Below are 25,017 nucleotides of genomic sequence, written 5' to 3' on the forward strand. Positions count from 1 at the left end.
GCGTTCGCACGACGACTGCCGCGGACAGGTGGCAGCATCGCCGCCGTGGACATCACCCGCCGCTTGACCACGCGCCCCACCGAGGAGCGCGCATCCGTCTCACCTCTCGAGCTCTTCTTCGACCTGGTGTTCGTCTTCGCGATCACCAGAGTCACCGATCTCATGGCCGACGATCCCACAGGCATCAACCTCCTGCACGGCATCCTCGTGATGGCGGTCCTGTGGTGGAGCTGGGTCGGCTACTCCTGGGTGGCCAATCTCGTGCGTGCCGACGAGGGCGTCGTCCGCCTGGTCATGCTCGCGGCGATGTCGGCGGTGTTCGTCGTCGCGCTCACCATTCCGGAGGCCTTCGACGACCTGCCCGGCGGACTCGACGGCCCGATGGTCTTCGCGCTCGGCTACTTCGCGGTCCGCCTGCTGCACATCCTGGTGTTCCTGGTGATCAGCAAGGACGATGCGCAGCTGCGCGGGCAGGTCAAACGGTTCGTGCCGTCGATGCTGACCGGCACGACGTTCCTGCTGATCGCGTCGCAGGTCACGGGACCGTGGCAGACGGTGTTGTGGTTCCTCGCGCTGGCCGGCGACTATTTGGGCACGCTCGTCGGCGGGCTCGACTGGCGGCTGCGTTCGGTGAGCCACTTCGCGGAACGCCACGGCCTGTTCGTCATCATCGCGCTGGGCGAGTCGATCGTCTCGATCGGTATCGGCGTGGCGACCCTGCCGATCACCTGGGCGATCATCGTCGCGTCACTGCTCGGGCTCGCGGTGTCGTCACTGCTGTGGTGGGCGTACTTCGACGTGACGTCGCTGATGGTCGAGCACGCGTTCGAGGAGGCTCGAGGCCGACGCCGCATCCAGATCGCGCAGCGTTGCTACAGCTACGCCCACCTTCCGATGGTGATCGGCGTCGTGATGCTCTCCCTCGGGCTCAAGAAGATCCTCTACTACGTCGGCGACGGCAACCACCACCGGCTCACCGACCCGCTGCAGGGCTGGCCGCTCGTGGCCCTGTTCGGCGGTGCAGCGCTGTACCTCGCGGCGCTGGTCGTCTTCAAGCTGTACGGGGTGGGCGCGTTCAGCGTTCCGCGGACCGTCACCGTCGTCGTCCTGGTGGCGCTGATCCCGGTGGTGTGGCACCTACCGGCCCTCGTCACGCTCGGCATCCTCACCGCGGTGCTGCTACTCCTCATCGCCTACGAGACGCGCGCGTTCGCGGAGAGTCGACGCACCATCCGAGCCTGAGCGTCAGATCAGGGCCACCACGTTCCGCACCACGAACAACGCGCCGAAACCGAAGAAGACAGTGAGCGTGAGCGGCCGCTCGTGCGCGATCATCCACTCCTTGACCGCGGAGAGCGCGCTCTTCGCACGGTCTCCGAACGCCAGGTAGACGCCGACCGGGACGAGGAAGTCGAGGCCCGCCGCGAGGAGTAGAAGCACCGTCCCGAAAACCGCCGTCCCGGGCGTGGTGTCGGCGACGGCGATCACGGTCGTTCCGGAGATCATGATCGCCAGATTCGGGTTCACGATCGACAGGGCGGCGCCCATGATGAACGCTCCGCGCGGCTTCGCGTTGGAGAGTTGCTGCATCCATTCCGGCCCGATGTCCGACGGCGACCGTCGCCGGACCAGTTGTCCCACACCGAAGGCGACGAAGATCAGACCGACGCCAGACCCGCCCAGTGACTGACGTCTCCGGAGCGCGACGTGTCGTGGGTCGCGCCCCCGAGCAATACCGCGCCGCCGATCGCGGTGTACGCGACCACTGTCGTTCTGAGGTTCCGTGGGCCGTCGCACCCCTCGTGCCACCGCGACGGTTTCCAGGAACGCCATCACCGAGATCGCCAGCGCCCCCGGCAGGAGATCCACGACATCGTGCAGTGAGGGTACCCCAGGAAGCGGGATCCCTTGTGGAACTTCGGCAATGAGCGCGACACCTCGATCACGGTGGCCAGTGAAAGCGATCAGCGCGATACCGGCCGCCACCACGATGAGCGGACCCGGAACGCGCGGCACCAGCCGCCCCATCGCGAGCAGCGCCGCGACGGACACGATCGACAGCACCACCGTCGCACCGTTGGCGTCGCCGACCTGCCGCAGCACCCCGTTCAGCACGTGGAAGAAGCCGGTGGCATCCGGATCACCGGGTACCCCGAGCAGTTTCGGCAGCTGACTCGCCGCGACGGTCGACCCGACTCCGGCCTTGATTCCGGACATCGTTGCCTCGCTGATGTTCTCGATGATCGCGCCCAGTCGCAGCACGCGAGCTGCGACTGAGGATCAGACCGACCATCAGCGTCAGCGTCATCAGGGCGGCACCAAGCAGGTGTAGAGGCCGATCTGCACCGGCATGTCGGCGATCGTCGCGTACGCCATGGCCTGCGGGATCACCACCGCGCCGGCGCTGAGGCCCGCGACGAGGTCCGCGCGGAGCCACGTCCTCCGATAACCGACGAGCGTGGGCGCGAGCACCGTCTCCCGAGTTGCCGTCACGGGCTCTCGCCCACTGCGCTGTCGGCCAGCGCGTCGGCGACGGTCGCGTAGACGCCGACCGAGCCACTTCGCCGGAGCGTGTCACGGAACTGGCCGATGTCCCTGGCGACCCGGAGGTCGATCCCCCTCTGCGACAGGGTGTTACGCAGCTGCACCAGCATCTCGGCGGCGGTGACGTCCACGTAGGGCGATGTCTCGGCGTCCAGCACCACCAAACGCGTCCGCTCGGTGCACAGGTCCTCGATCCGGTCCTTGACGTGATCGCAGTTCGCGAAGAACAGTCCGGCCTCCACACGCACGACGAGCACGTCGGGGCGGGTCGGCAACTCCGGGTGCCTCTCCGTGTCGACCCACAGGGTGCCCTGCTTGGCGAGGCGCGCGACGTGCGGCCGGGAGGCGCGGTACAGCAGGAGCAGCATCGACACCCCGATGCCGATCACCAGTCCGGGCAGGGTGTCGAAGAACAGCACTCCGGCCATCGCCGCGATCGCCGCCGCGAAGTCCGCCCTGGCCGCGTGGCCGTAGATCCGGCCCAGGCGCGCCGTCCACACCCCGTACAGCCGGCGCAGTGCGGCAATGTCGACGAGTTCGATCACGGCCGCGATCACGACGGCCGCGAGAGTCGCCTCGGGTAGCTTCTCGAACAGTCCGGTGAGGAACAGCAAGGTCAGGATCGTCAGCACCGACACCATGAGGCCGCTCACCTGCGACTTCGCTCCGGCACCACCGTTGACGGCAGTCTTGGAGAGGCTGCCGTTGACCACCATGCCCGACGCCAGCCCGGCGCCCACGTTGGATGCGCCCAGACCGAGGAGTTCACGGTTGGCGTCCACCTCGTAGCCGGCCTTCGCCGCGTACGTCTTGGCGGCCCCGAGGCCTTCCGCGAACCCGATCAGCAGCACGCCCACCGCCGGACCGAGCAGGTCGACGTAGTCGTCGAACCCGATACCGTCCGGCAGGCCCACGGCCGGCAGGCCGGCGTCGATGTGACCGACGATGTCGACGCCCTTGTCGTCGAGGCCGAGCAGGGACACGGCCCCGATTCCCACCAGTACGGCGAGCAGGGAGCCGGGCACGAGAGGTAGCCAACGCTTGAAACCGAGCACCACCGCCAGGCTGAGGACACCGATGAGGAGGGTGCGCCACTGGGTGTCTCCGAGCCGGGTGATGACGCCCCACGCCTGTTCGAAGAAGTTGCCGCCGGACTTCTCGACCCCGAAGAGCTTGGGCACCTGGCCGATCACGATCGTGAGCGCCAGGCCGACGATGAATCCCTTCAGCACCGGTTCGGAGATGAAGGAGGCGACGAAGCCCAGCCGGATCAAGCCGGCGAGCAGGCCGACCAGGCCGGTCGCAATCGCCAGGACGGCCGACAGCGCGATGTACCTGCCGCCGTCCGCGCCGGCCAGCGGCGCGACGATCGCCGCCGACAGCGCCGCGGTCGCCGACATCGGCCCCACGACGAGATATCGTGAACTACCCACGGCCGCATAGAGAATCAAGGAAGGAACGGCAGCGTAGAGACCGACGACGGGTGGTACACCGGCGATCGACGCGTAGGCGAGCGCCTCGGGGACGAGCACGGCCCACACCGTCAGTCCCGCCACCACGTCCGGCCTGATCCAGCCTCGCCGATAGTGCTGCAGCGAGGTGAACACGGGCCAGTTCCGGGTCGGGGGCGTCACGTCGCCATCGTGTCCGGTTCCGGCCCGCCGTTCTTCACACGCGGTGGGTGAAGCGCGGACGGTCGCAGATTCCGACGATGAGGGCATCACGCTTCGCGCAGGGAACGGAGGATCGGGAATGGCCAAGGAATTCGACGGCACCATCAACCTGGACGTACGGGATTCGGTCTCGGACTGGGACGCCTTTCTCCCGGACAAGGCGCCGCAGGGCGCCCCCAACGTTCGCGTCGTGCTGTACGACGACACCGGGATGGCAGCGTGAACCCCGTACGGGGGACGCATCTCGATGCCGACGATGGACCGCCTCGCCGAGAACGGCCTGACGTACACCCTGTGGCACACCACCGCGTTGTGTTCGCCGACGCGCTCGACGTTCCTGACCGGACGAAATCACCATCTCAACGGTTTCGCGTCGATTTCCGAATCGTCCACCGGCTTCCCCGGATACAACTCGCACATCCCACCGTCGAACGTCACGATGGCGAATCTGTTGCGCGACGCCGGATGGGCGACGTTCTGGGTCGGCAAGAACCACAACGTCCCGATCGACGAGTGGACCGCGGGCGCGTCCAAGAAGAACTGGCCGCTCGCGCAGGGCTACGACCGCTTCTACGGATTCATAGGCGGTGAGACCAACAACTGGTACCCGTCCCTCGCCGAGGACAACCGCTACATCGAGCAGCCCTACACCCCCGAGGAGGGCTACCACCTGTCGAAGGACCTGGCAGACCAGGCACTGAAGATGATTCGCGACGTCAAGCAGACCGAGCCGGAGAAGCCCTGGTACCTGTGGTTCTGCCCCGGCGCGAATCACGCCCCGCACCACGCTCCGCAGGAGTACATCGCCAGGTACGAGGGCATGTTCGACGACGGCTACGAGGCCTACCGCGAGTGGGTCCTCGCCCGCATGATCGAGCGCGGCGTCCTCCCCGCGGACACCGACCTGACGGCACTGAACCCGATGCCGGACGGCACGTTCTCCCCCACGGACGAGGTACGCCCGTGGGACGACCTGAACGACGACGAGAAGCACATGTTCAGCCGCATGGCGGAGGTTTTCGCCGGCTTCTCCGAGTACACCGACGCGCAGGTCGGCCGCATCGTCGACTACCTCGAGGAGTCCGGTCAGCTCGACAACACCCTCATCATCTACTGCGCCGACAACGGGGCGTCCGGTGAGGGCAGCCCCAACGGTTCGGTGAACGAGGGCAAGATCTTCGGCGGCTACCCCGACGACGAGGCCCAGAACCTCACGATGGTCGACAAGCTCGGGAGCCCGGACACCTACAACCACTACCCCACCGGGTGGGCGGCGGCCTTCTCGACGCCGTACAAGATGTTCAAGCGGTAACACCTACCAGGGCGGTGTCTACGACCCCCTGGTCATCCACTGGCCCGCGGGGATGAAGGCGCGGGGTGAGATACGGCACCAGTACCACCACTCGACGGACATCGTGCCGACGATCCTCGAGGCGTGCGGCGTGACCATGCCGGACACGGACAACGGCGTGGAACAGACCCCGCTGTCCGGCGTGTCGATGAGATACTCGTTCGACGCGCCCGCAGAGGGGCCGACGGCGAAGCAGACGCAGTACTACGAGATGTTCGGACAGCGGGGTCTGTGGCATCAGGGCTGGAAGGCCGTCTCGGTGCACGGCCCGGTGTCGGGCATGGGCAACTTCGACGACGACGTGTGGGAGCTGTACCACGCGGACGTCGACCGCGCCGAAGCCCACGACCTGGCAGCTCAGCATCCCGAGAAACTCGAGGAGCTGAAGGCGCTGTGGATGGAGGAGGCGAAGGCGAACAACGTGCTGCCCCTGAACGACCTGCAGATCATCGGTAACCCGAAGGACTTCGAGACGTTCATCGGGATGGAGTTCCACCAGCCGGTGCCACCGAGCGGTCAGTACGTCTACTACCCGGGAACCAGTGAGGTGCCGGAGCGGTCCGCGGCCAACGTACACGGTGTGTCGTACAAGATTCTTGCCGAGGTCGACCTCACTCCCGCCTCCCAGGGCGTCATCTTCGCACTCGGCTCACGATTCGGTGGGCACTGCCTGTTCGTCAAGGACGGGACCGTCACGTACGCATACAACTTCCTCGGCATCCCGCCGGAGGATCGCATCTCGGCGCCCGTCCCCACGTCGGGCAGGCACGTCATCGGGGTGGAGTTCACGAAGGAGGGCATAGGCCCCAACCGCGAGGGCATCGGCCCGCTGCGGTTGTACATCGACGACAAGCAGGTGGGCGAGCAGAAGATCCGCACGGTGCTGGGACACTTCTCGCTGTGCGGTGAGGGTCTGCGCATCGGATACGACGGTGCGGACCCAGTTTCGAGCGCTTACCCGGAGCCTCGTTTCGAGTTCCGGGGAGGCGAAATAGCAAAGGTGGTATTCGATATCGCCGACGACGCGTACATCGATGTCGAGAAGCACATGCAAGCGGCCATGGCGCGCGACTGACGCGATACAGCCGACACGAACCGCCTGCGCGGGTTAGACTTTCCCCGCTGCAGGCGGTTCGTCCATTTGTCCCGGATGATTACTCGTTTATGTGGGAGGCATGTCGGGTGTCTATCGCGCAGGGCGGGAGTTTCGCTGCGAGCACCGAGATTCCGGTGTTACGCAGTGACCGTGTCGTGTTCCGTCCCCGCCTGTTCGACGCGCTCCATTCGGCCTTCGCCGATCCGAACGACTCCGTGTCCGTCGTACTGGTCTGTGCGCCAGCGGGTTCGGGAAAGACGACGTTTCTCGCGGACTGGGCACACCGGACCCGCGAAGAAGCCGGCGCCCCAGTCGTCGCGTGGGCCTCGGTCGACGAGGAACACAACGCACCCCACGCCCTCCGCACGGAACTGGCTCGCGCGTTGGCCGGCGCGGGTCACCCCCGCCTGCGAGAAAACTGCGAGAACTCGGTGGATCATGCTCGCGCACAGGATTTCACGCTCGAATCCGCACTCGACGGCGTGGACGAGCCGGTCTGGCTCGTCGTCGACGACGCACACCTGCTCCACGAGCGGAACGCGCTGACCCAGCTGGAAATGCTGCTTCGGGCGCCACCACCGAAACGGCTGCGTGTCGTGGTGTGCTGCAGGTTCGAACCACCGCTCGCCTTCCAGAAGCTGCGGCTCGACGGCCGGGTTCTCGACGTGACGTTCGGCGACCTCGCCTTCACTCCCGACGAGGCCACGGCCATGCTCGCCGAGCACGACGTGGAACTCGACGACCACGACCTCGCAGCCCTGATGGAGCGCACCGAGGGTTGGGCAGCCGGAATCCGACTGGCCGGCATGTCGCTGGCGGGCCACCCCGCCCCGAGCACCCTCATCGAGAACTTCAGCGGGTGCCGCCGGGCGGTGGCCGACTACCTGATCGAGCAGGTCCTGGCAGGACAGAGCGACGAGATCCGACAATTCCTCGTCAAGACGTCGGTTCCCGAGACGTTCTCCGCCGCCCTGGCCGAGGAACTCACCGGATGCGCCGACGCCCATGCCGTCATAGACCTGCTCGAGCACCGGAACTTCCTGATCAGCCGGATCGAGGGCGTCCCCACCCGGTTTCGCTACCACCCACTGCTGCGCAGCTATCTTCGTGCGGAGATCAGCCTGCTCGGCCGCCGCGCCGTGGCCGAACTCGAGCACGTGACCGCGCGCTGGTACGCCCGGTTCGGCGACGCACTGCTCTCCCTCGAACACAGCGTGACCGCGGGCGATCCGTCCGACGTCGAGGACGTACTGTCCGAATCCGGCCTCGCGCTGGTCCTGGACGGCCACGGGGAGACCATCGAGCGCCTGCTCGCCGCAAGTCCTCCTCCGATCCGGAGCAGCCCCATCGCCGGCCTGGTGCGCGCGGCGGCGTACCTGCACGCCGGCCATCCGACACTCGCCGACGGACTCATGGGAGGGACCGAACTACACTTGTGCGACGACGGAAACAACGGGCGCACTGCACTTCTCGAACGGGCATTGCGCCTCCAACTCGCGGTACGCACCGGCGATTCCGACACACTGCTCACATATCGGACCGAGCCCGCGACGCCTTCGGGTGATCTTCTCCTCGATGCATTCGCTGCCCTGCACGGTGGGTTCCGAGACCTGCATCTCGGATACCTCGACCGCGCCGTCGAGAATCTGGGCCGCGCTCGGGCGCACGCCCGCGAACTCGACGCCGCGAGACTTGCAGCCCAGGCGTCCGCGGGTCTGGGCGTGGTCGCGGTCGCGAGGGGTCTACTCGGCGACGCGCACAGCCTGGCCGTCGAGAGCCGTGCGGCGTCGACCGCTGCCGACGCCTCCCCCTCCGCGGGCAACCGATCCGCGACCATGCTCGAGGCGCTGTGCCACTATCTCCGCAACGACACCTCTCGGGCCGTCGAACTGGCGACGGCGACTGTCGACGCCGACTCTCCGTTGCCCACGGACAGCGCCGTTGCCGCAGCCCTGTTCGGTATCGACACTGCGCCGGACCGCCGCGCCGCGGTGGCGACGCTGCACGCCGCCACGACGGCGGGACGTCCCGCCCCGCATCCTCCGGGGCTGGTCGCGGTGTGCCTGCCGTCGATCCAGTTCGCGTACCTGCACATCGGAGAGACGACCTGGGCTCGCGAACTGGTCACCAACGCGTCGTCGGCACTGGGGCCGGTCGGCGACGTGTGCATTCTCGAGGCCGTCCTGCACCTGTGCAGTAATCAACTGGAGCGGGCGCGGACCATCCTGCAACCGGTACTCGACGGCGAAACACCCTGCGTCGCAGCGACGAACACTGTCACGGCGTGGCTCGTCGAGGCCGAAATCGCTCGCCGTCGCGCGCACGAGGCCCGGGCGCACGACGCGCTGGGCGAGGCGCTGCGCCTCGCCGAGCCCGAGCGTGTGCTGCGGCCGTTCCACGACATGGCTCCAGCGAGTCTGGAGCTACTCACCGCCAGTCGCGGACGCTTCGGATCCCGGGACCGGTTCGCGGACGAAGTCTGGGCGTCGCTGCCGCGGACCGTGGTGGCTACCGCAGAGAAGCTCACCAGGCGCGAGCTGCAACTACTCGCGGAGCTGCCCACGTGGCGTACCGCCGAGGAGATCGCGGCGGACCTGTGCGTGTCGGTGAACACCGTCAAGACCCATCTGCGCGGCATCTACCGCAAGCTGGGGGTCACCACCCGGCGGGACGCCGTCACGGCCGCGCACACCCACGGGTTGCTGTGAAATCCTGATTCACCATCGACGGGTGAGGCACGTTCCACCCACGGGCGGCATCCTCGACAGATCACGTGGGCACGCGATCGACTGAGGGGAGACGTCATGGCCACATCCGACCCGGCCTGGCCCGCCACCGTGCGATACGCGTTCCTCGTCGGCGGCGAACTGTCCGATCGGGTCCTCGCAGCCTTCCCCGAGCTTCAGGTCTCGGAGACGGCGCACGCCCACACAACTCTGTACGGTCCGGTCCGCAGCCCCACCGAACTGCGCGGCATGCTCGCGCGCTTCGACGCGCTCGGCCTCACCCTGGTCGAGATGCGGCGGCTCCCGGACTGACTCGCCTCCGGTGCGGCGCCGCTACCTTCCGACCAGCCCGATCTTCGCCTCGATCCGGTGGATGCGAGGGTCGTCGGCAGGGATGAGGAACGTCTCGTGAACACGCGCAGTGACCAGCGTCCGGCCGAACAGGCCGGCGTCGATGAGGTAGTCGGCAATCACCCGGTCGCCCTCGACCCGGTAACTCTCGTCGCGGATCGCCCGGATCACCCGGAACTGGGGTCCCCGCGAAAGGCTGCGGCGCAAGTGATTTCCCGAGAACCCGGTCTTCAGGCCCACCTCGTAGCGCACTGCGCCGGGGGCGTAGGGCACGGAGTTGCCGTCGTGGCTGAGCAGGGCGGCCACGTAGGTACGGGCCGCGTCGAGCTGTGCTGTCATGCGCACAGTCGACCACGCCACGCCCACCCCGAGTGTGAATTTGCTCCCCACTTCTCACCGGCCGAGAGGGGGCAGGGGTACAGTGCTTTCTATGCAGCGCGCGCTCCTTCTTGGGTGCCGCGGCGGGGTCTGATCCAGACTGGCCACCCGTCGCGGGTCCTCTCCGTGCGCCGGTCGCCTCAGCTGTCGGGCTCTCTACAGTCCACAACCAACCTGGAGATCGATTCCCATGTCCCCCGCTGACGCCTTCACTTCCGGTTCGCGCACCATCACGCCGCCGTCCAAGCCGGCGCCTGCCGACCAGCCGTCCTGGAACACCCAGAAGAACTCCTCCATGCCGACCTTCCGCTACCGCCCGTTCGGTGAAGAGGTCGAGACGGTGTCGCTGCCGGACCGCACGTGGCCCGACAAGGTCATCGACCGCGCTCCCCAGTGGTGCGCCGTGGATCTGCGCGACGGCAACCAGGCCCTGATCGACCCGATGAGCCCCGCGCGCAAGCGCCGCATGTTCGAGCTGCTGGTGCGGATGGGTTACAAGGAGATCGAGGTCGGCTTCCCGTCGGCGAGCCAGACGGACTTCGACTTCGTCCGCGAGATCATCGAGGACAACGCGATCCCGGACGACGTCACGATCCAGGTGCTGACGCAGTCCCGCCCCGAGCTGATCAAGCGCACGTTCGAGGCCTGCGACGGCGCGAAGAACGTGATCGTGCACTTCTACAACTCGACGTCCATCCTGCAGCGTCGTGTCGTCTTCCGCGCCGACAAGGACGCCATCAAGAAAATCGCCACCGACGCCGCCGCGCTGGTGCTCGAGGAGGCGAAGAACCACCCCGACACCAACTGGCGCTGGGAGTACTCGCCCGAGTCGTACACCGGCACCGAGCTGTCGTACGCCAAGGAGGTGTGCGACGCGGTCGTCGAGACCCTGGGCGCCACCCCCGACAACCGGGTCATCATCAACCTGCCCGCCACCGTCGAGATGGCCACGCCCAACGTGTACGCCGACTCGATCGAGTGGATGCACCGCAACCTGGCCCAGCGCGAGAGCATCATCCTGTCGCTGCACCCGCACAACGACCGCGGCACCGGCGTCGCGGCCGCCGAGCTGGGCTACCAGGCCGGTGCCGACCGCATCGAGGGCTGCCTGTTCGGCAACGGTGAGCGCACCGGCAACGTGTGCCTGGTGACGCTGGGTCTGAACATGTTCACTCGCGGCGTCGACCCGCAGATCGACTTCTCGAACATCGACGAGATCCGTCGCACCGTCGAGTACTGCAACCAGCTGCCGGTACACGAGCGCCACCCGTACGGCGGCGACCTGGTCTACACGGCGTTCTCGGGCAGCCACCAGGACGCGATCAACAAGGGCCTGGACGCGATGAAGGTCGCGGCGGACCAGCAGGACGCCGACGTCGACGACATCGTGTGGGAGGTTCCCTACCTGCCGATCGACCCCAAGGACGTGGGCCGCACGTACGAGGCCGTCATCCGGGTCAACTCGCAGTCCGGCAAGGGCGGCGTCGCCTACATCATGAAGGCCGACCACGGGCTGGTGCTGCCGCGCCGCCTGCAGATCGAGTTCTCGCAGGCCGTCCAGAAGATCACCGACGGTGAGGGCGGCGAGGTCTCCCCCAAGGAGATCTGGGACGTCTTCGCCGAGGAGTACCTGTCCCCGGTCAGCCCGCTCGAGCGCATGCGTCAGAAGGTCACGGCGGCGGAGGAGGACGGCGGCACCGACGCGATCACCGCGGTCGTCAAGGTCAACGGCGTCGAGCAGGAGATCTCGGGTGCCGGCAACGGTCCGCTGGCGGCGTTCGTCGACGCGCTGGGCACCGTCGGCTTCGACGTCCGGGTCCTGGACTACTCCGAGCACGCGATGTCCGCCGGTGACGACGCGCAGGCCGCCGCGTACGTCGAGTGCGCTGTCACGCTGCCGGACGGCACCAGCAAGGTCGTGTGGGGTGTGGGCATCGCCACCTCCATCACCACCGCGTCGCTGCGCGCCGTGGTCTCGGCGGTGAATCGGGCGCACTGACTTCGGGCGCCCCTGGTTCGGGCGCACCGAGATTTCGACGCCCCAGGGCCCGCATCCGTACGGATGCGGGCCCTTCTGCTCGGTGCATGTCGCACCCGACTCACGTTGCGCCGGGCACCCGGTCGGTTAGGCTGGATCGAAGCGGCCGACGAAGCCGCGATGAACGACGCGGATCAGAGATCCGTCTGCACGGCGCCGGGCCCCGTTCCCTCGGGTTCCAGCAGGTTTTTCGTCCTGTGGGTTCGAGCGCGACGACACCGGGAACAGCGGAAGTTTTCGTTCCCGGAGCAGAAAGAGAGCGCGATGAGCGCATCGAAGAGCACCGACCCTGTCCACGACCGCCGATTCGACGACGCGGTCCACGCCCTGTCCATCCTCACGCACCGCCCGACGAAAATCGTTTGCTTCCAGTCTGAATCGGCAGTGCGCGTGGACTTCGCCTTCCGGCGACACGTACTTGCCACGCACAGCTTCGACGCCGCCGGCGAGGACTCCTGGCAGGTCCAGTTTCGTGACCATCGACACGACCCCGAATGCGTCCTCGCCCGCGCCCAGCGGTTCTGGCTGATCGACGCATTCGACGCGGTCATCACCGAACTCGACCGCACCGATCAGTGGGTCGAGAGCGCCGCCCGACTGGCCGGGCTGAGGGCCGGCGCAGCCTGACTGCCACCACCGACGGACGGGAGCGACGATGACACGCAGCCACACCTCACACCCGATCCGCAGACGCCTGCGCAGATCGCTGGGCCGCACCGGCGCGTTCACGGCGGGGACTGCGCTGGTGGGCTCGGCCGCCACCCGTCGCCCTGCGGAGGACGACTGGTTCACGGACCTGCGCAAGCCGTCGTTCCAGCCTCCACCGGTCGCGTTCCCACTGGTGTGGACCGCGCTGTACGCCGACATCGCCGTCACGTCGGCAACGGCCCTGGCCCGGCTGCGGGAGGAGGACCCCCGGTCCGCGGCGGCCTACCAGCGTGCGCTCGCGGCGAATCTCGCCATCAATGCGAGCTGGAGTTGGGTGTTCTTCCGGGCACACCGACTGTGGGCCGCGCCCGTGGTCGCGGGGGTGCTGACCGCGAGCAGCACCGACCTCGTCCGGCGCACCGCACGCACCAGCCCGGCCGCCGGCGCTGCGCTCGCCCCGTACGCGGTGTGGTGCGCCTTCGCGACCGTGTTGTCGGGCAGCATCTGGTGGATCAACCGCGGCCGCTCCACGCGCTGACCTGGACGTTTTCCGCGTGCGCCGCCTTCCGCGCGGCGCACGGTCGCGCGTGTCCGACCCCGGCCGGAAGTCCCGCTCAGCGGGAAGGCGTCCCAAGCGACGAGCGTTGCGAAATAGCTTCGGCTCGTGACGATCCGACAGCAGACGACGTTCCCCCGACTCCTTTCGCCCGGAAAGATCGGGCCGATCACGCTGGACAACCGGGTCGTGCTCCCGGCGATGGACATGAACCTCTGCGAGGACGGCGAGATCCACCAGGGCGACATCGACCACTTCGCCAGCCGCGCCGAGGGCGGGACCGGCATGATCATCACCGGTTGCTGCGCGGTCGCGTACCCGGCCGGCTGCACCAGCCGCAAGGAACCCGGCCTGTCCGAGGACCGCTTCATCCCCGGCCTGAAGGCACTCGCCGACGCCGTCCACGCCGCCGGCAGCAAGCTGTGCGTGCAGATGACGCACCACGGCAAGGTCGCCCGGATCGACACCCTCGACGGCCGCCCGCAGCTGGTGCCGTCCATCCCGAAGCCCCCCGGCGACATGAGCGCGATGATCGACTGCACTCCCGAGGAGCTCGGGAAGATGGCCGCCATTCAGGAGGGTAAGAAGGCCACCTACCACGAGGCCACCCACGAGGACCTCGAGTGGCTCGTGCGGATGTTCGCCGAGGCGGCGGGCCGGGTCAAGGCCGCCGGTGGCGACGCCGTCGAGATCCATGCCGCCCACAACTACGTGCTCGGCGGCTTCCTGAGCCGCTACTCGAACCAGCGCACCGACGAGTACGGCGGATCGCTCGAGAATCGGGCGCGGCTGTCGTGCGAGGTGATCCGCGCGGTCAAGGCCGAGGTCGGTGACAGCCTCGCCGTCATCGTGCGTCTGGCCGGCCAGGAGTACGGCGAGTCCGAAGGCCTGACCCCCGACGAGGCCGCCCGCGCCGCCGCGATGTTCGAGGAGGCCGGTGCCGACGCCATCCACGTCACCGGCACCGCGCTCAACGCGTTCGCGAACTTCACCGACGGCCCGCTGCCCAACAAGGTCGGCTACTACACCGAGAACGCCGCCGTCGTGAAGCGGGCCGTGTCGATCCCGGTCATCACCGTCGGCCGCATGCTGCCCGAGGTCGGTGAGCAGATGATCACCGAGGGCCACACCGACTTCGTCGCGATGGGCCGCCAGCTTCTCGCCGATCCCGCGCTGGTCGACAAGCTGAAGGCCGGCCACAGCGAGCAGGTCCGCCCCTGCATCAACTGCTACGTGTGCGTGCAGGAGAACTTCTGGGACGACACCCCGCTGTGCGCGGTCAACCCGGCACTGGGCAACGAGAAGCTGCTGCCGTTCCCGACCGCCACCAAGCGCAAGCACGTCGTCGTGGTCGGCGCCGGCCCCGGCGGCATGGAGGCGGCGCGCGTCGCCACCGAACGCGGTCACCGCGTCACGCTGCTGGACAAGACCGACCGGCTCGGCGGCACGCTGTGGTTCTCCACGCTCACGACCCCGGACAACGAGCGGTTGCTGAACTGGCTGAGCAACGAGATCCGGCGCGCCGGGGTCGACGTCCGGCTGAAGACCGACGCCACCGCTGCGACGATCAAGGCCCTCGCGCCCGACACCGTCGTCGTCGCCACGGGCGCGGTGCGGGCGCGACCGAGCGTGCCGGGCGGCAACCTGCCGCACGTGCACACCGGTGACAGCCTGCGTGGCCTGATGACCGGCACCGGTGACGTCTCCGATCAGGCGCTGTTCCTGCGGATCGCCGGCAAGCTGGGCGGCCTCGTCGGCATCACCAAGAGTCCCGAGAAGATCCGCACGCTCAGCCGCAAGTTCCTCAAGTTCCTGCCGATGAGCAAGAACGTGGTCGTGATCGGCGGGTCGCTGGTCGGTCTCGAGCTCGCGGAATTCCTCGCCGAACGCGGCAGCCGGGTCACGCTGATCGAGGAGGGCCAGCAGCTCGGTGTCCCGATGGCGATGCCGCGTCGCTGGACCGCCGTCAAGCACGCCAAGGAGCTGGGCATCGACATCCACCGCAACGCGACCGTCGAGCGCATCACCAAGAAGACCGTCGAGTTCGCCTCCGGCGGCAAGTCGCTGTCCGCACCGGCGAGCATGGTCGTGGTCGCCTCGGGTGTCTCGGCGGCGGCGCCGCTCGCCGACGAGCTGGCCCGCGCCGGTGTCGACGTCCGCGTCGTCGGTGACGCCGGTGAGGTCGACTACATCGAGGGCGCGATGCACTCGGCGTGGAAGGTTGCCACCGAGATCTGATCTCGCAGTCGACGGCCGGCCCCGCAGTTCACTTCGGGGCCGGCCGTCGTCTTTGTCGAATACTGCTCAGCGCGTGGTGAACCCACCGTCGATCGCGAGGGCGGCGCCGGTGATGAACGAAGCTTCGTCGCTCAGCAGGAACGCCACGAACGGGGCGATCTCGTCGGGCTGTGCGATGCGCTTCACCGGGTGCAACGACTCGATGTAGGCCAGCGCCTCGGGTGTGGTGGCCATCGACCCCCGCGCCAAGGGCGTGTCGACGCCGCCGGTGGTGATCGCGTTCACCCGCACGCCGCGGTCGGCCACCTCGAGCGCCACCGACCGCGTCAGACCCACGACCGCGTGCTTGGCCGCGACGTACGGGGCCGCCTCGGGCAGCGCGACGACACCCATGTTCGACGCGTTGTTCACGATCGCGCCGCCTGTCTCCAGGACGGCCGGGATCTGGTACTTGAGGCAGTGGAAGACGCTGGTGACGTTCTGCGTCAGCTCCGCATTCCACGTGTCCGCGTCGACGGTCGAGATCGGGCCGGACGCGTTGACGCCGTCCGCATTGTTGAACGCACCGTCCAGACGCCCGAACTCTGCGACTGCAGCGGTGACCAGTCGGGCGGCGTCGTCCTCGATCGTGACGTCGGCCGGTACGAAGATCGCTGTGCCACCGGCGGTGCGGAGGCTTTCGGCCGCCGCCTCGCCCACATCCTTGCGGCGGCTGCCGATGACCACCGCGGCGCCCTCGGCGGTGAGACGGCGAGCCACCGCGAACCCGATGCCGGACGATCCGCCGGTGACGATGAAGGCCTTGTTTTCCAGACGTGCAGACATGCGTTAGTCCTTTTCGAGAGGTGCAGGAAGGAGCCGGCCGGGCCGTGCTCCACACTTCTCGGTGCCCGGGCGTGACGCTGGCGGGTTTCGGACGCGGCGCTCGCTCAGGTCGACGCCGGACGCGCCTCGGCCGTCAGGTGCCGCCCGGACCCGACGAGCAGGATCAGACACACCACGACGGCCGGCCACACCAGGATTTCACCGATCGGACGCAACCAGTCGGCGTCGGACGACACCGCGACCGTGAGCGACGCCGCCGACGTCATGCCCATCGGGAAGGCGGTGGACCAGCGGCGCACGTCGTATTGCAGTCGCGGCCATCTGATCTCGGAGACCACCAGCACCACGTAGTCGATCAGTACGATGCACACGATCACCACCCCGGCCACGCGGATCGCGTCGTGGAGACCCTCGGGCCACCCTGCCGCGACTGCCGCGGGCGCCAGCTTCCCCGCGGCCAGAGCACTGATCGCGAGGCCACCCGCGAACACCCACTGGTCGCCGGCGCCGACCCGGAACTGGTCGAACGATAACCGGATGAGGACCATCAGGTAGAAGAACAGCCCCAGCAGGAACGCGACGAACGCGGGTCCGACGATCCAGGGCGCCGGCGCCGATACCGCCAGCGAGGCGCCCAGCACCGCCAGCCCCTGGGTCGAGACACAGAGCAGGAAGTGCACACCGACGGTGGGCGAGGTCCAGTGCCGCACCACGGCCGGGATCAGCACCAGCCACGCGACGAACGCGATGCCGAGCGCCACGGCGCCCACATGGTTCCAGCCGAGCAGCACGCATCGGGCGCCGAGCACGCACGTCGCCGCTACTCCGGTGAGCGCCGGCGGGGTGTCGGCTTCGTTCACCCAGCGCGCGCGGTCGTCGAACAACCGACCGACGAAGACCACCACGAGCAGTGCCCAGATCAGCGCTCCGACAATCAACCAGAACCGGGAAAGCCACTCGAATCCAACGAGATGCAGGGCCACCGACACGATGCCCGTCGACATCGCCGCAGCGCCTGCCCCGGCCGGGATGGCGGTCAGCGCGCGGCCGGTTCTCGTCCTCACACCCGGGCCGTCGGACACCTCCCCATGATGCGCGTGTCGGGCGGCGGCCGGTCCCGATTCGACGGTTCCGCTCGGGTTTCGCTGCGCGCCTCGGCCGTATGCGCCATCCTCGACAGAGGGAGGCAGCCATGTCGCGTGCAACCGACGAACCCGATCGCTCCGCCCCGCCACCACCCGCACCGATCGAAAGTCCGTTCGGCGCGGCCCTGCTCGAGACGGGGCGTTTCTTCACCCGCTCCACCGTGTCCGCAGACCTGCGCGCGGTGTACCGGACGGGCGGGCGGGACGGGGATGCCTTCTACCGGGACCGGTGGAGTCACGACAAGGTGGTCCGGTCGACGCACGGCGTGAACTGCACCGGATCCTGCTCGTGGAAGGTGTACGTCAAGGACGGCGTCATCACCTGGGAGACGCAGGCGACAGACTATCCCTCGGTGGGTCCGGACCGTCCCGAATACGAACCTCGTGGCTGCCCCCGTGGTGCCGCCTTCTCCTGGTACACCTACTCCCCCACCAGGGTTCGCTACCCGTACGTGCGCGGACTGCTGCTGGAGATGTTCCAGGAGGCCCGTGAGCGGTTGGGCGACCCCGTGCTGGCGTGGGCCGACGTCGTCGGCGATCCCGGCCGGCGGGCCCGCTACCAGCGCGCACGTGGCAAGGGCGGGCTGGTCCGGGCGTCGTGGGAGGACGCGGTGGAGATGATCGCCGCCGCACACGTACACACGATCGCGAAGTACGGTCCCGACCGGGTGGCGGGATTCTCGCCGATCCCGGCGTTCTCGATGGTGTCGTTCTCGGCGGGGTCCCGCTTCATCGAGTTGCTCGGCGGGGTGATGACGTCGTTCTACGACTGGTACGCAGACCTTCCGGTGGCGTCACCGCAGGTGTTCGGCGACCAGACCGACGTGCCCGAGTCCGGTGACTGGTGGGATGCCGCCTATCTGATCATGTGGGGCTCCAACGTCCCGGTCACCCGCACCCCGGACGCCCACTGGATGGCGGAGGCACGTTATCGAGGCCAGAAGGTGGTGGTGGTCTCCCCCGACTATGCGGACGCCACCAAGTTCGCCGACGCGTGGCTGCCCGCCCAGCCCGGCACCGACGGCGCCCTCGCGATGGCGATGGGCCACGTGATCCTGCAGGAGAACTACGCCGACCGACGAGTCCCGATGTTCGACGACTTCGCTTCGCGCTACACGGATCTGCCCTTCCTCGTCACACTCACCGAACGTGACGGCGCGTATGTACCGGGACGGTTCCTGCGCGCGTCGGATCTCGGTGACGACGGTGAGGGCGCCGAGTGGAAGACCGTGCTCCTGGACTCCGGGGACGGGTCGGCCGTCGTCCCCCGGGGCAGCATGGGATTTCGGCACACCGAGTCCGGTGTGGGGCAGTGGAACCTGGACCTCGGCGACACCGTCCCGGCGCTGAGTGTGCGGGATGCACCGGGCGATGCCGAGAGTGTCGAGGTCCTGCTGCCGCGCTTCGATGTCGGCGAGGGCGCGACGATGCGCCGAGGCGTACCGGTCCGCGAAGTGGGCGGGCAACTGGTGACGACCGCGTTGGACCTGATGCTCGCACAGTACGGGGTGCGGCGCGACGGCCTACCTGGAACGTGGCCCGCCGGGTTCGACGATCCGGACCAGCCCTACACCCCGGCGTGGCAGGAATCGTTGACGTCGGTGCCGGCCGGATCGGTGTTGCGGATCGCGCGCGAATTCGTCCGCTCCGCCGAGAGATCCGGTGGACGTTCGATGATCGTCATGGGTGCCGGCATCTGCCAGTGGTTCCACGGCGACGCCACCTACCGCGCGGTGCTGGCCCTGCTGATGCTGACCGGCAGCATGGGCAGGAACGGCGGCGGCTGGGCGCACTACGTGGGACAGGAGAAGGTGCGGCCGATCACCGGGTGGGCGACGATGGCGATGGCCACCGATTGGTCCCGGCCGCCGCGACAGGCCATCGGCACCGCCTTCTGGTACATGCACGCCGACCAGTGGCGCTACGACGGCTACCGAGCCGACGCGCTCGCCTCCCCGCTCGCGGAGGGACGTCTCGCCGGGCAGCACACGGCGGACACCATCGCGCAGTCCGCACGGATGGGCTGGATGCCGTCGTATCCGCAATTCGACCGCAACCCCCTCGACCTCGCCGACGACGCGGCGGCGTCGGGCGTCGACGTGGGCGACTACGTGGTGGACCAACTCCGCAGTGGGAAACTGCACTTCGCGGTCGAAGATGTCGACGCCGAGGAGAACTGGCCGCGCGTACTGACGCTGTGGCGGGCGAACCTGCTCGGCGCGTCGGCGAAAGGCAACGAGTACTTCCTCGAACATCTCCTCGGTGCGGGCTCGAGTCTGCGCGCCGACGAGACGCCGGCCGAGACCCGCCCGACGTCGGTGCGGTGGCGGGACGAGGCACCCCGCGGCAAGCTGGATCTGATGGTGTCGCTGGACTTCCGGATGACCAGCTCGACGCTGTTGTCGGACATCGTGTTGCCGGCCGCGACGTGGTACGAGAAGTACGACCTGTCGAGCACCGACATGCACCCCTTCGTGCATGCGTTCACGCCGGCCGTCGATCCGCCCTGGGAGGCCCGCAGCGACTTCGATGCGTTCACCGAGATCGCGCGCCGCTTCAGCGAACTCGCGAAGACTCATCTCGGCACCCGCCACGATCTGGTGGCGACCGCTCTCGGGCACGACACACCCGGCGAGACCGCGCAGCCGTTCGGCGAGGTACGCGACTGGCGAGCCGGCGAGGTCGATCCGCTCCCGGGCAGGACGATGCCGGGACTGCAGGTGGTCGAACGGGACTACACCGCGATCGCCGAGAAGATGTCCACCCTCGGTCCACTGGCGGAGAAGGCGGGGCTGAACACCAAGGGCGTCACGTTCCACCCGGACGAGGAGGTCGCGGAACTGGCACGAACGTGCGGCGTGATGTCGTCCGGTGCGGGCGCCGGACGCCCCGCGCTGGACACCGACGCGAAGATGGCCGAGGCCATCCTGGCGCTGTCCGGGACCACGAACGGCCGGCTGGCGCTCGCCGGCTTCGAGGAACTGTCCCGGCGGGTCGGCCGGCCGCTGACCCATCTGGCGGCAGGAAACGAGGAAAGCCGGATCCGGTTCGCCGACACACAGGCTCGGCCGGTGCCCACACTGGCCAGTCCCGAGTGGTCCGGCAGCGAAGCGGGGGGCCGGCGGTACGCGCCGTTCAGCATCAACGTCGAGGAACTCAAGCCCTGGCACACCCTCACGGGCCGAATGCATTTCGTGCTCGACCACGAATGGATGCGCGAGTTCGGCGAGGTGCTGCCGATCTACCGGCCCCCGCTCGACATCACACGGTTGTTCGGGGAGACGCGTCTCGGCGAGTCCGACGGCAAGGCCCTGTCGGTGCGCTATCTGACCCCGCACTCCAAGTGGTCCATCCACTCCGAGTACCAGGACAACCTGCTGATGCTGTCACTGTCGCGGGGCGGGCCGAACGTGTGGATGAACGTCGACGACGCCGCCGCGATCGGGGTGGCGGACAACGACTGGGTGGAGGCCGTCAACCGCAACGGGATCCTGGTGGCCCGGGCGGTCGTCACGCACCGGATGCCACCGGGAACGGTGTTCGTCCACCACGCCCAGGAACGGCTGATCAACGTGCCCAAGTCGGAGACCGACGGCCGGCGCGGCGGCATCCACAACTCGCTCACCCGCGTGCTGGTGAAGCCGACCCACCTGATCGGCGGGTACGCGCAGCTGTCGTTCGCATGGAACTATCTCGGCCCCACCGGCAACCAACGCGACGAGGTCACGGTGATCCGCCGCCGCAGCCAGGAGGTGCAGTACTGATGCAGGTCGCAGCGCAGATGGCGATGGTGATGAACCTCGACAAGTGCATCGGTTGCCACACGTGCTCGGTGACGTGCAAACAGACGTGGACCAACCGCGGGGGCACCGAGTATGTGTGGTTCAACAACGTGGAAACCCGCCCGGGGCAGGGATACCCACGCAAGTACGAGAACCAGGACCTGTGGAAGGGCGGCTGGACACTGAACCGGCGCGGACGCTTGACGCTGCGCGCCGGCGGACGGGTCAAGAAGCTGCTGTCCATCTTCGCGAACCCGTTGCTACCCGACATCCGCGACTACTACGAGCCGTGGACCTACGACTACGACACCCTCACCAAGGCCCCGCTCGGCGACGACTTCCCGGTGGCGCAACCCATCTCGCTCCTGTCCGGCAAACCCATGCCGATCGAGTGGAGCGCCAACTGGGACGACGACCTGGGCGGCACCGCCGCCACCGAGGCACACGATCCGATCCTCGAACAGATGCGGGAGCAGGCCACCGAGAAGGTCCGGCTCGAGTACGAGAAGACCTTCATGTTCTTCCTCCCCCGGATCTGCGAGCACTGCCTCAACCCGTCGTGTGTGGCATCGTGCCCGTCCGGCGCGATGTACAAGCGCGCCGAGGACGGCATCGTGCTGGTCGACCAGGACCAGTGTCGCGGTTGGCGCATGTGCGTCACCGGATGTCCCTACAAGAAGGTGTATTTCAATCACCGCACCGGCAAGGCGGAGAAGTGCACGTTCTGCTATCCGCGCGTCGAGGTGGGGCTGCCCACGGTCTGCTCGGAGACGTGCGTCGGGCGTCTGCGGTACATCGGGATCGTGCTGTACGACCTCGACCGCGTGGGCGAGGTGGCGTCCACACCCGACGAACGCGATCTCTACGACGCCCAACGCGGCCTGCTGCTCGATCCGGAGGACCCGGCAGTGATCGAGGGCGCCCGCGCCGCCGGAATCCCCGAGGACTGGATGGACGCCGCCCGCCGATCGCCGGTATACGCACTCATCGAGAAGTACCGGGTGGCGCTGCCGCTGCATCCGGAATTCCGCACGCTGCCGATGGTCTGGTACGTCCCGCCGCTGTCCCCCGTCGTCGACGTCCTGAGCGAAACAGGCCACGACGGAGAGGATCTCGACAATCTCTTCGGGGCGATCGATACCCTGCGTATCCCGGTCGACTATCTCGCGGGTTTGTTCAGTGCGGGCGACCCCGAGCCCGTCACCGCGGTGCTGCACCGGCTGGCGGCGATGCGCTCGTACATGCGGGACCTCAACCTGGCCGACGAACCGGACGAGTCGACAGCGACCGCGGTCGGGATGACCGGTGAACAGGTCTACGAGATGTACCGCCTACTCGCGATCGCGAAGTACGAGGAGCGGTACGTCATCCCCACCGCCCACGCCGAACAGGCCCATCAACTCGAGGAACTCGGCTGCAGTCTCGACTTCGAAGGCGGCCCCGGCATGCTGGACAGCGGACCGTTCGGGGAGGCGTCGGGCCGCCCCGTCCCCGTCGCGGTCGAGACGTTCCACGCCCTCAAACACCGGCAGACCGCCGACGACGTCGCGGACGCGCAGGACCGGTCGGCGCGCGTCAACCTCCTCAACTGGGACGGGAAGGGTGTCGTGGACGGCATGTTCCCGAAGCGCGACGGAGACGACCCGAACGGCGGCCGGCGATGAGGGCCGCGGACCTGCGCGTCCTCGACCAGGCGTCGTCACTGCTCCTCGACTACCCCACCCCTGCCCTGTCGGGACGGCTGCCCGCCGTCGAGCAGGCACTGTCGGAGTTGCCGCGCACCGCCGCAACGCGATCGCTCACCGGATTCGTCGGCCACCTGCGGACACAGCCGCTCCCGGATCTCACCCGGCACTACGTCGAAACCTTCGACCTGCGGCGCAAGAGTTGCCTGTACCTGACCTACTACGCCGACGGCGACACGCGCAGGCGCGGGGTGACCCTGGTCCGGCTCAAGCAGTACTACCGGCGGGCCGGTGTGGAGTTCGCCGCCGCCGACCTGCCCGACTTCCTGCCCGTCGTCCTCGAGTTCGCGGCTGCCACCGGTGACCGTTCGCTGCTCGTCAGGCACGTGCTGGGACTGCAGTTGATCAGGCTCGGTCTCCTCGAGGTGGACAGCCCGTATCTCGCGGTGCTCGATGCGCTGCTGTCGACACTGCCGGGGCCCACCGCCGAGGACCGGGACGCGGTACTCGCGCTGGCGCGCAGCGGTCCTCCACAGGAAGACGTGGGACTGGAACCGTTCCCGACCGGAGGTGCCCGATGACCGACAGCAGCCTCACCGACATCCTGCTGTGGGCGGTGCTCCCCTACGTGATGGTCGGGATCTTCGTGACCGGCGTCGCGTGGCGGTATCGGTACGACCAGTTCGGTTGGACCACGAGGTCGTCGGAACTGTACGAGTCCCGGCTGCTGCGGATCGGCAGCCCGCTGTTCCACTTCGGTCTGGTGTTCGTCGTCGCCGGCCACGTCCTCGGCCTGATCATCCCCGACGAGTGGACCACCGCGCTCGGGGTGACCGAGACGCGGTACCACTACGTGGCCTACGTCCTCGGCGGCCTCGCCGGCTTCTGCACCCTCGTGGGGATCGCGATCCTGCTGTACCGCAGACGCACCAAGGGCCCGGTGTTCATGGCCACCACTCGCAACGACAAGATGATGTATCTCGTCCTCGTCGCCACAATCTGCGCGGGGCTGTGGACCACGGTCGCCGCCAATTCGTTGCACCAGGGCTACAACTACCGCGAGACCATCGGGCCCTGGTTCCGCAGCCTGTTCATCCTGCAGCCGGAGATTCACCTGATCGCATCGGCGCCACTCACGTACCAGGTGCACGCATTGATCGGCATCGTGCTGTTCATCTTGTGGCCTTTCACCCGACTCGTCCATGCCTTCAGCGCGCCGGTGAAATACCTCTTCCGGCCCTACATCGTCTATCGCAGCCGCGACGTCGGCGGGGCTCCTCGTACCGAAACGCCCGGAAGAGGATGGGACGTCGGCGCCACACGCCCGCCCCGCACCCCGCGCTAAGTGCGCAAAACGCGGGCCTGAGCCCTCCCGGAGCGCGATAAGTGCGCAAAACGCGGTGTGCGGAGGCGGGAACGCGCGATAAGTGCGCAAAACGCGGGAGAGAGTGACGTGAATTTCATCCGCGGCGAATGAGCCAATTGTGGCGTCCGATGTGTCAAAGTCAGGTGCACTTTCGTCAGGACACGTGAATGGAGCTCTACCGATGGACTCTTTCTGGGATTTTCTCTGGGTGATTCTCGTCAGCTTCGCGTTCGTCGCGTACCTGATGCTGCTGTTCTCGATCATCACGGACCTGTTCCGAGACCACAAGACGTCCGGCTGGGTCAAGGCGATCTGGGTGGTCTTCCTGATCATCCTGCCGTTCATCACCGCGCTGATCTATCTCATCGTCAACGGCGACAACATGACGAAGCGTTCGATTCGTGCCGCCCACGACATGCAGAGCGCGCAGGACGCCTACATCCGCCAGGTCGCGGGCAAGTCGGGCCCCGAACAGATCGCCGACGCGAAGGCGCTCCTCGACGCGGGCACCATCACGCAACAGGAGTTCGAGTCGCTCAAGGCCAAAGCGCTGGCGGGCTGACCCGGTCACACGCTCCGCTCTTCACGACGCCGCGCTCCCGATCGGGGGCGCGG

Annotated in this window: 18 protein-coding genes and 1 pseudogene; 13 read left to right on the forward strand and 6 right to left on the reverse strand. The window is 67.9% G+C overall.

Annotation, left to right across the window (positions count from 1 at the left end):
• Positions 1-45: 45 nt before the first annotated feature.
• Positions 46-1,242 (forward strand): low temperature requirement protein A, encoded by a 1,197-nt coding sequence (locus A6I89_RS21760; RefSeq protein ID WP_022593733.1) that lies wholly within the window; start codon positions 46-48, stop codon positions 1,240-1,242.
• 3 nt (positions 1,243-1,245) lie between these two features.
• Here the strand turns inward: A6I89_RS21760 and A6I89_RS24890 are convergent, their stop codons facing one another.
• Genes A6I89_RS24890 through A6I89_RS21770 form a run of 3 tightly spaced genes read right to left on the reverse strand, consistent with a single transcriptional unit; the run spans position 1,246 to position 4,178 of the window.
• Complete coding sequence (locus tag A6I89_RS24890; protein WP_049909976.1) at positions 1,246-2,262, reverse strand: GAP family protein; 1,017 nt, start codon at positions 2,260-2,262, stop codon at positions 1,246-1,248.
• Positions 2,263-2,307: 45 nt separating this feature from the next.
• A complete protein-coding gene (locus A6I89_RS24895) occupies positions 2,308-2,493 on the reverse strand; it encodes a SulP family inorganic anion transporter (RefSeq protein WP_049909974.1) in 186 nt (61 codons plus the stop codon).
• A complete protein-coding gene (locus tag A6I89_RS21770; protein ID WP_022593732.1) occupies positions 2,490-4,178 on the reverse strand; it encodes a SulP family inorganic anion transporter in 1,689 nt (562 codons plus the stop codon). Before A6I89_RS21770 ends, A6I89_RS24895 begins: the two co-directional genes overlap by 4 nt.
• Before the next feature lie 118 nt (positions 4,179-4,296).
• Here A6I89_RS21770 and A6I89_RS21775 point away from each other — a divergent pair.
• The 3 genes and pseudogenes from A6I89_RS21775 to A6I89_RS21785 all read left to right on the forward strand — a co-directional run bounded on the left by A6I89_RS21775 (position 4,297) and on the right by A6I89_RS21785 (position 9,702).
• Positions 4,297-6,643: pseudogene (locus tag A6I89_RS21775) on the forward strand (arylsulfatase).
• Between the two features lie 107 nt (positions 6,644-6,750).
• The gene (locus A6I89_RS21780) at positions 6,751-9,372 is read left to right on the forward strand and encodes a winged helix-turn-helix domain-containing protein (protein ID WP_022593730.1); all 2,622 of its coding nucleotides are present in this window, start codon (positions 6,751-6,753) and stop codon (positions 9,370-9,372) included.
• 96 nt (positions 9,373-9,468) lie between these two features.
• Positions 9,469-9,702 carry a hypothetical protein gene (locus A6I89_RS21785; protein WP_005516015.1) on the forward strand — a complete coding sequence of 78 codons (234 nt, stop codon included), beginning with the start codon at positions 9,469-9,471 and terminating at the stop codon, positions 9,700-9,702.
• Between the two features lie 21 nt (positions 9,703-9,723).
• On the opposite strand, the gene A6I89_RS21790 is transcribed toward A6I89_RS21785, so the two are convergent.
• Complete coding sequence (locus A6I89_RS21790) at positions 9,724-10,080, reverse strand: DUF8021 domain-containing protein (protein ID WP_022593728.1); 357 nt, start codon at positions 10,078-10,080, stop codon at positions 9,724-9,726.
• Between the two features lie 229 nt (positions 10,081-10,309).
• On the opposite strand from A6I89_RS21790, the gene leuA reads away from it, so the two are divergent.
• From leuA to A6I89_RS21810, 4 genes are all read left to right on the forward strand, one after another.
• Positions 10,310-12,118, forward strand: a complete 1,809-nt coding sequence (gene leuA, locus A6I89_RS21795) for a 2-isopropylmalate synthase (protein ID WP_013414683.1) — start codon at positions 10,310-10,312, stop codon at positions 12,116-12,118.
• A 159-nt stretch (positions 12,119-12,277) separates the two neighbouring features.
• Complete coding sequence (locus tag A6I89_RS21800) at positions 12,278-12,784, forward strand: hypothetical protein (RefSeq protein WP_005516020.1); 507 nt, start codon at positions 12,278-12,280, stop codon at positions 12,782-12,784.
• Positions 12,785-12,812: 28 nt separating this feature from the next.
• Complete coding sequence (locus A6I89_RS21805) at positions 12,813-13,343, forward strand: TspO/MBR family protein (RefSeq protein WP_022593724.1); 531 nt, start codon at positions 12,813-12,815, stop codon at positions 13,341-13,343.
• 126 nt (positions 13,344-13,469) lie between these two features.
• A complete protein-coding gene (locus A6I89_RS21810; RefSeq protein ID WP_005516022.1) occupies positions 13,470-15,599 on the forward strand; it encodes an oxidoreductase in 2,130 nt (709 codons plus the stop codon).
• Positions 15,600-15,665: 66 nt separating this feature from the next.
• On the opposite strand, the gene A6I89_RS21815 is transcribed toward A6I89_RS21810, so the two are convergent.
• Positions 15,666-16,424, reverse strand: a complete 759-nt coding sequence (locus tag A6I89_RS21815) for an SDR family NAD(P)-dependent oxidoreductase (RefSeq protein WP_022593722.1) — start codon at positions 16,422-16,424, stop codon at positions 15,666-15,668.
• Positions 16,425-16,528: 104 nt separating this feature from the next.
• Positions 16,529-17,488 (reverse strand): tellurite resistance/C4-dicarboxylate transporter family protein, encoded by a 960-nt coding sequence (locus A6I89_RS21820; RefSeq protein WP_232244866.1) that lies wholly within the window; start codon positions 17,486-17,488, stop codon positions 16,529-16,531.
• A gap of 128 nt (positions 17,489-17,616) precedes the next feature.
• On the opposite strand from A6I89_RS21820, the gene A6I89_RS21825 reads away from it, so the two are divergent.
• The 5 genes from A6I89_RS21825 to A6I89_RS21845 all read left to right on the forward strand — a co-directional run bounded on the left by A6I89_RS21825 (position 17,617) and on the right by A6I89_RS21845 (position 24,964).
• Positions 17,617-21,333, forward strand: a complete 3,717-nt coding sequence (locus tag A6I89_RS21825; RefSeq protein WP_022593718.1) for a nitrate reductase subunit alpha — start codon at positions 17,617-17,619, stop codon at positions 21,331-21,333.
• Positions 21,333-23,015 carry a nitrate reductase subunit beta gene (narH, locus tag A6I89_RS21830; protein WP_022593717.1) on the forward strand — a complete coding sequence of 561 codons (1,683 nt, stop codon included), beginning with the start codon at positions 21,333-21,335 and terminating at the stop codon, positions 23,013-23,015. The genes A6I89_RS21825 and narH overlap by 1 nt, the downstream gene beginning before the upstream one ends.
• Entirely contained in the window at positions 23,012-23,617 is a 606-nt protein-coding gene (gene narJ / locus A6I89_RS21835; protein ID WP_013414675.1) for a nitrate reductase molybdenum cofactor assembly chaperone, read from the forward strand. The genes narH and narJ overlap by 4 nt, the downstream gene beginning before the upstream one ends.
• A complete protein-coding gene (narI, locus tag A6I89_RS21840; protein WP_022593716.1) occupies positions 23,614-24,381 on the forward strand; it encodes a respiratory nitrate reductase subunit gamma in 768 nt (255 codons plus the stop codon). The genes narJ and narI overlap by 4 nt, the downstream gene beginning before the upstream one ends.
• A 202-nt stretch (positions 24,382-24,583) precedes the next feature.
• A complete protein-coding gene (locus A6I89_RS21845; RefSeq protein WP_005516029.1) occupies positions 24,584-24,964 on the forward strand; it encodes an SHOCT domain-containing protein in 381 nt (126 codons plus the stop codon).
• Positions 24,965-25,017 lie beyond the last annotated feature (53 nt).

The organism is Prescottella equi, from assembly GCF_002094305.1.
Lineage (GTDB): Bacteria > Actinomycetota > Actinomycetes > Mycobacteriales > Mycobacteriaceae > Prescottella > Prescottella equi.